General features: G+C 64.9%; 6 protein-coding genes and 1 pseudogene. 4 read left to right on the forward strand and 3 right to left on the reverse strand.

The genetic code is table 11. The features are described 5' to 3' along the window. The 3 genes and pseudogenes from ACE3UY_RS17795 to ACE3UY_RS17805 form a co-directional block, all read left to right on the forward strand. Window positions 1-681, forward strand: a pseudogene (locus ACE3UY_RS17795) (glycosyl transferase family 2); the annotation flags it as partial. A 126-nt stretch (window positions 682-807) separates the two neighbouring features. Continuing rightward, window positions 808-2028 carry a tetratricopeptide repeat protein gene (locus tag ACE3UY_RS17800; RefSeq protein ID WP_374688830.1) on the forward strand — a complete coding sequence of 407 codons (1221 nt, stop codon included), beginning with the start codon at window positions 808-810 and terminating at the stop codon, window positions 2026-2028. A 172-nt stretch (window positions 2029-2200) separates the two neighbouring features. Continuing rightward, window positions 2201-3208, forward strand: a complete 1008-nt coding sequence (locus ACE3UY_RS17805) for a hypothetical protein (protein WP_374688831.1) — start codon at window positions 2201-2203, stop codon at window positions 3206-3208. Between the two features lie 88 nt (window positions 3209-3296). Here the strand turns inward: ACE3UY_RS17805 and ACE3UY_RS17810 are convergent, their stop codons facing one another. The 3 genes from ACE3UY_RS17810 to ACE3UY_RS17820 form a co-directional block, all read right to left on the reverse strand. Beyond that, a complete protein-coding gene (locus ACE3UY_RS17810; protein WP_374688832.1) occupies window positions 3297-3533 on the reverse strand; it encodes a hypothetical protein in 237 nt (78 codons plus the stop codon). A 100-nt stretch (window positions 3534-3633) separates the two neighbouring features. After that, the gene (locus ACE3UY_RS17815; RefSeq protein ID WP_374688833.1) at window positions 3634-4320 is read right to left on the reverse strand and encodes a DUF4258 domain-containing protein; all 687 of its coding nucleotides are present in this window, start codon (window positions 4318-4320) and stop codon (window positions 3634-3636) included. A 174-nt stretch (window positions 4321-4494) separates the two neighbouring features. Then, entirely contained in the window at window positions 4495-4899 is a 405-nt protein-coding gene (locus tag ACE3UY_RS17820) for a DUF4258 domain-containing protein (RefSeq protein WP_374688834.1), read from the reverse strand. 294 nt (window positions 4900-5193) lie between these two features. Between ACE3UY_RS17820 and ACE3UY_RS17825 the strand changes: the two genes are divergently transcribed. Then, window positions 5194-5347, forward strand: a 154-nt coding sequence (locus ACE3UY_RS17825) for a co-chaperone GroES (RefSeq protein ID WP_374688835.1), incomplete at its 3' end; no start/stop codon positions are given.

Here is a 5347-nt window from a genome sequence, read left to right on the forward strand (position 1 = left end):
AGCGGTTGGTTCGAGGCGGATCCCTACACCGACTTCGAAGTCGTCATGGGTTCGACCGTCTTGCCGGCGCGCGAGGACGTGAACCCCGACACCTTCCTGCCCTCCAGCCGGTCGGTCGCTTTCCGCAAGAGCGCCTGGGCGGCTGTCGGCGGCTACCCGGAGTGGTTGGAGCATAGCGAGGATTTGGTCTTTGACCTGGCGCTGCGCGAGCGCTTTGGGCCGTTCTCCTTCGCGCCGGGCGCCGTGGCCTACTTCCGGCCCCGCTCCAGCCTGCGCGCTTTCTACGCTCAATACTACGCCTATGCCCGCGGCGACGGCAAGGCCAACCTGTGGGCGACGCGCCACGCCATCCGGTACGCGACCTATCTGGTGGGGTTGCCGCTCATCCTGCGCTGGATCTGGCGGGAGAAGTGGTTTGGCTGGGTGCTGCTGTTGCTGGGTGTCGGTGCCTATTCGCGCCGGCCGGCCGAGCGGCTATGGGCCAACACCTGGGGCTGGCGTCCCCCGACCCGCACCCGCGCCTTCGCGCTCATCCCCATCATTCGCCTGGTGGGCGATGTCGCCAAGATGGCCGGCTATCCGGTGGGGGTGTGGTGGCGGTTGGGGCGGCAGGCTGCGCGTGACGAGCGACGAGTGACGAGTTATGAGCAGGGGGGCGGGGGAGCAGGGGAGCAGAGGTAAGCACCCTCCCTGCTCCCCTGCCCCCCCGCTCCCCTGCATTCTTAACCCCCTGTTAGCGCTTTTGCCCCGCCCGCGACCGGCTGCTATCATGTCTGGTGATCACTGCCAGCCAAATAGCCATTGCCTATGATCATCAATCGCAAGCCCCCTCGCTACCCGCGCCGCGGCCCTTCCTGCCTGCTCGTCCTGTTCGTGACGTTCGGCATCGCCGTCAGCCTCTACGTCATCCAGAACGCCGAAGAAGTGCGCCTGGCGATTGTGCCCACACCGACGACCACGCCGACTCGCTCTTCCACCGAGCTGGCCGTGCTGGCCGAACTGAGCCGCGACGACGGGGCCAACACCGAGGCAATTGCCTTCTACGACGAGGCGATCCAGAGCGATCCCACCAACGTCGAGGTCTACGTCCGGTCCATTGAACTGCTGGTCTGGGAGAACGAGTCCGAGCGAGCCGTGGAGCGGGCCGAACAGGCGACGGTGCTGGCCCCGGAGAATGATGCTGTCTGGACGGCCGCCGCGGCCGCCTATTTGGCCGAGGGCGATCGGATGAACGACCTGGGGGACGAGAACGCCGCCAACCTGCAATACGCCAACGCCGCGCAGGCCGCGCGCAAGGCCACCAGCATCAATCCCAACAACGCCACGGCCCTGGCCTATGCCGCCGGCGGCACTATCTTGCAGGGCGATCCGGAGAAGTTCGAGCAGGCGCAGCTTCTCGCCGACGACGCGGTGCGCATCGAACCCGAGAACGCTATCGCCCGCTACTATATGGCGACCGTTTTCACCTACCAGGGGCGCTACGCCGAGGCGCTGGAGCAGTACCTGCGCGGCATTGAGGCCGACCCCAACAACCCCGACCTCCACATCGGGCTGGCCTACAACTACTACGGCACGGGCAGCATCCCCGACGCGCTGCTCAGCTTCGAGCAGGCTATCGCCGTTGACCCCAACAACGCCGAGGCGTATGACGGTCGGGCCTATATGTACCTCCAACTGGGCGACGCCCCGCTGGCCGAACAGAACGCGCTCCAGGCCACTGAGCTGAATCCGAACATGGCCCGCGCCCAGGGCCGTCTGGGTGAAGCGTACTTCCGGCAGAATAACTATCCGGAGGCCATCGAGGCGCTGGAGAAGGCCGTCGCCATGTATGGTCGGGCCACCGATCTGAACGCCCGCTTCTTCAACATGCTCGCCTCGGCCTACATCAGCCAGGACTTGAACAACTGCCCGCTGGCCGCGCCGCTGTTCGAGCAGGTGCTAGACGCCACCACCAACGAACTCATCGTCGCCGCGGCCAATGAGGGGTTGGTGAGTTGTCGCCGCGTCCAGTTGGGAACCGCGCCTTAAAGAGGAATACAGAGTTCCACGGAGGAAAATGCCTCTTTCCCTGTGGAACTCTGTACGATCTCTGTGTCTCTCCGTGTTCCTCTCCGCTTCTTTCCTCCAAAGCAACCACGACTGGAATTTCCCGTAAAGCAGGCAACGACAAGCGGTTCAGTGCTTCGACGGTATATGTCCTATGCGCCGACTGATCTTTGCCCTGCTGACGGCGGCCATTGCCCTCGTCTTCTCAGAGAAGTTGTACTGGTACGTTACCGGCTATTCGACGCTGGATTTGCTCGCCGGCTACTTCTTCCCCTCCTACGTCTTCCTGGCCATCGTTGACTTCTTCCGCGTGCGGCGGCTCGCGCCCCTCTTTCTAGCCGCGGCCGTCTTCGGTTTCGTCGCCGAGGGCGTGCTGACCCACACTCTCTACCGCGACGGCCCGCTGGGCTGGTTCGGCGTCGCCTACACGCCGCTGGCCTGGCACGCGCCGCTGAGCATCGTCTTTGGCTGGTGGTGGCTGCGGCGGGAACTGGTCGCCGGCCGGACGCGGCGGCTGCTACTCGGCTGCGCCGCTATTGGCGTCCTGTGGGGGCTGTGGTCCCTGGCCTGGTGGCTGCCGGAGAACGCCGCTGACCCAGAACTGCTGGCCCAGGGGGCGCGGCTGGGGCAATGGCCCGTGGCCGACTACGCCTGGCACGCCTTCGCCTTCACCGGGTTGTTGGCGCTGTCCCACTGGTTGTTGGGGCGGGGCGGCTGGCGGACGGACTTTCAGCCGCCCTGGCCCGCCTGGGCGACCGCGGTTGAAGTGGTGTTGGCGCTGACGGGGCTACTGGTGTTCTTCGCCGCCGTCCTGCCGATCTATCCCTGGGCCCCGCTGAAGCTGGCTCTCGTCCTGTTGCCCACGTTGGGCGCGCTGGCGCTGCACCGGCGGCGGGCCGCGCCCGGTTCCGTGCTGGCCGATCTGGCCGGGCCGGTGGCTTTGCGCCCTCTAGCGGCGCTGTTCGTCATGCCCGCGGCGGCCGTCCTGGTCTATGCGGTGGCGGCGCGGGTCGCGCTTCCGACCGACGTGATCCTGGTTGTGAGTGGTTACGGACTGGTAGTGGGGCCAGCGGTGGTGGGGGCGCTGGCTTGGATTGTGGCGCTTGTGGCGACGGCGCGCGAGCGGCAGGCGGTTGGTGACAGGACGGCCCTCACGGAATAAGCGGTTGCTCATTCACTCGCTCGCTCCAGGCCGCGGCGTGAGTACGGACTTTCCTACGACGTCTGCAAACCTGGTCACCCCACTTGCTCTACGTTAGCCAAACCGCTGCCGCGCCCAGCAAGATCAGGATGATGAGCAACTCGGCGGCCAGGCCGCCGCAGCCCATCCCACGCGGCTTGCTGGCTACGGCGGGTGGTGCAGCCACCTGGAGCACCACGCCTCCTCCTCCACCCCCGCCGCCGCCCCCGCTGGCGCGCAGCAACCGGGGCAGCGCGAACGCCGCGAATAGCCCCGTCAGGACACCCATCAGAAATGCGCTTAACATGACCGACCTCCTCTCGCTGATATGACGCCAGTTGAGCGGTAGGTGAACCCCGGTGGGAGAGGCATCGCCTCTCCCACCGGGTCCCCCACGCGACTGGAGGCTACTGGAAAAGATAGGGCGGGATGGCCGGCTTGGGAGCCGTCGGCCGGCGCTTCGGCTTACGCCGCAGCCGGCTGTACCCAGTCTTCGGGTCCCGCCAGACCGTGATCACCACGGTCGATTCGTAACACATCACCAACGTTGTCCCATCGAGGCGCGCCCAGCGGCCCGCCAGCTCGCCGTCCCCGTCCTTGCGGCGCAGGGTGTAGTACACCCGCCCCTGGCGGTGGAGGCATTTGCCGAAACGAATCACGTAGGCCAGGTCTTCGCGCGTCAGATGGCCCTCCTGCATCCGCTGCCGCGCGTGCCGGGTCAGGAGCAGGCCATCGGTCGTCACGTGTTGAGGCAGCGCCGGCGACCACAGGGGCTGCCGCGTCCGCCGCCGCAGGTGGGGCTTGCGCCAGCCGCGGGCGGTAGCGACGATCTTGGTGTGGCGCGGATCGATCGCCACCGTCACGTCGTCCAGCCCGGCCGCCCAGGCCCGCGCCATGCGCTCTTCGGGGATGTCCTCATCCTCAAAGTTATAGAGGACGTACCCGTCTTGCTCGCACCATGCGCCGTTGGTCAGGACGAGGATCAAGTCCTGTTTGGCCAACCGCTGCTCGGCCAGACCGCGCCTGGCGCTGGTGGTCAGCTTCAGCCGGCTCTCGTTCAGGTCTTTGGTGTAGTCCACTGTCCACTTGCTCATCTCATCCTCCTGCTGTGGCCACGGAACCCTGAGCGGGTTGGCGGTGGGGTTGTATTTGGTTAACCGTATGGTAGATCGGTTAGGCCCTTGAATCTGAGACGCCCGCCGACAGTGCGCAGCCCTCTCGGTGTCGGAATTGGCGGGCGTCTTGTCGCGATTCGCGTGAAGTGTCGTTCAGTTGCCCTGGCCGCCATGCCAAGTGGACTGGGGACGGGAGGGCCGCTCGTACACTCTCATCCAGCCATTGCGACCATACAGACGGTAGACGGTGATGATGCGGCAGGTTTGCCTGTCCATGACCACGATCACATCGGCGAGTTCGACATGATGCGTGTCGGCGAGCGCTTTGATGTTGCTGCGCTGCCCATCAAAGGCATAGCGAATTGCGCGGTTGGCCGCGTATTGCCACTCAGCATTCCTTAGGACGAACATTACATCGCCCGGTCGAAGATGGAGCTCTCGCATTCGCTGCCGCGCATGCCAGGTGAAGTTAAGGTCCTCGCTAGAATGGTTACTGGGGTAGTCGGGTGTCCAGACGGGCATTTCATCCTCCTTGTTCTGACCGCGTGTGATGCTCATACGGTAGATCGAAACAAGGCCTGGAGATGAGACGCCTACCGACAGACGCCGGGGCGCGTTTGTCGGCAAAGACTGCGCTCATGTCGGCAAAGAGAACCGCCGGACATGGCCTCGATTCAGGCTATTAGTTGGCACTCTTACCCCAAGACTGCTAAACTCCTCTTGACATCCCTCCCCGCTGCTGCTAGAATGCGGATCGAATTAGCACTCGCACCACGTGAGTGCTAATCACGTGAAGGCTCCCATCCTGAGAACCTAACAATCGAAATACTTGTGCGAAGGAGATAGTTCGACATGGCTATGAATCTCAAGCCGCTTGGCGACCGCTTGGTCGTCGAACCGAAAGAGCGCGAGTCCACGACCGCTTCGGGCCTCGTGTTGCCCGAGACGGCCAAGGAAAAGCCCCAAGAGGGCGAAGTGATCGCGGTTGGCCCGGGCCGGCGCGATG

It is taken from the genome of Promineifilum sp. (SeqCode) (assembly GCF_041918635.1).
Classification (GTDB): domain Bacteria; phylum Chloroflexota; class Anaerolineae; order Promineifilales; family Promineifilaceae; genus Promineifilum.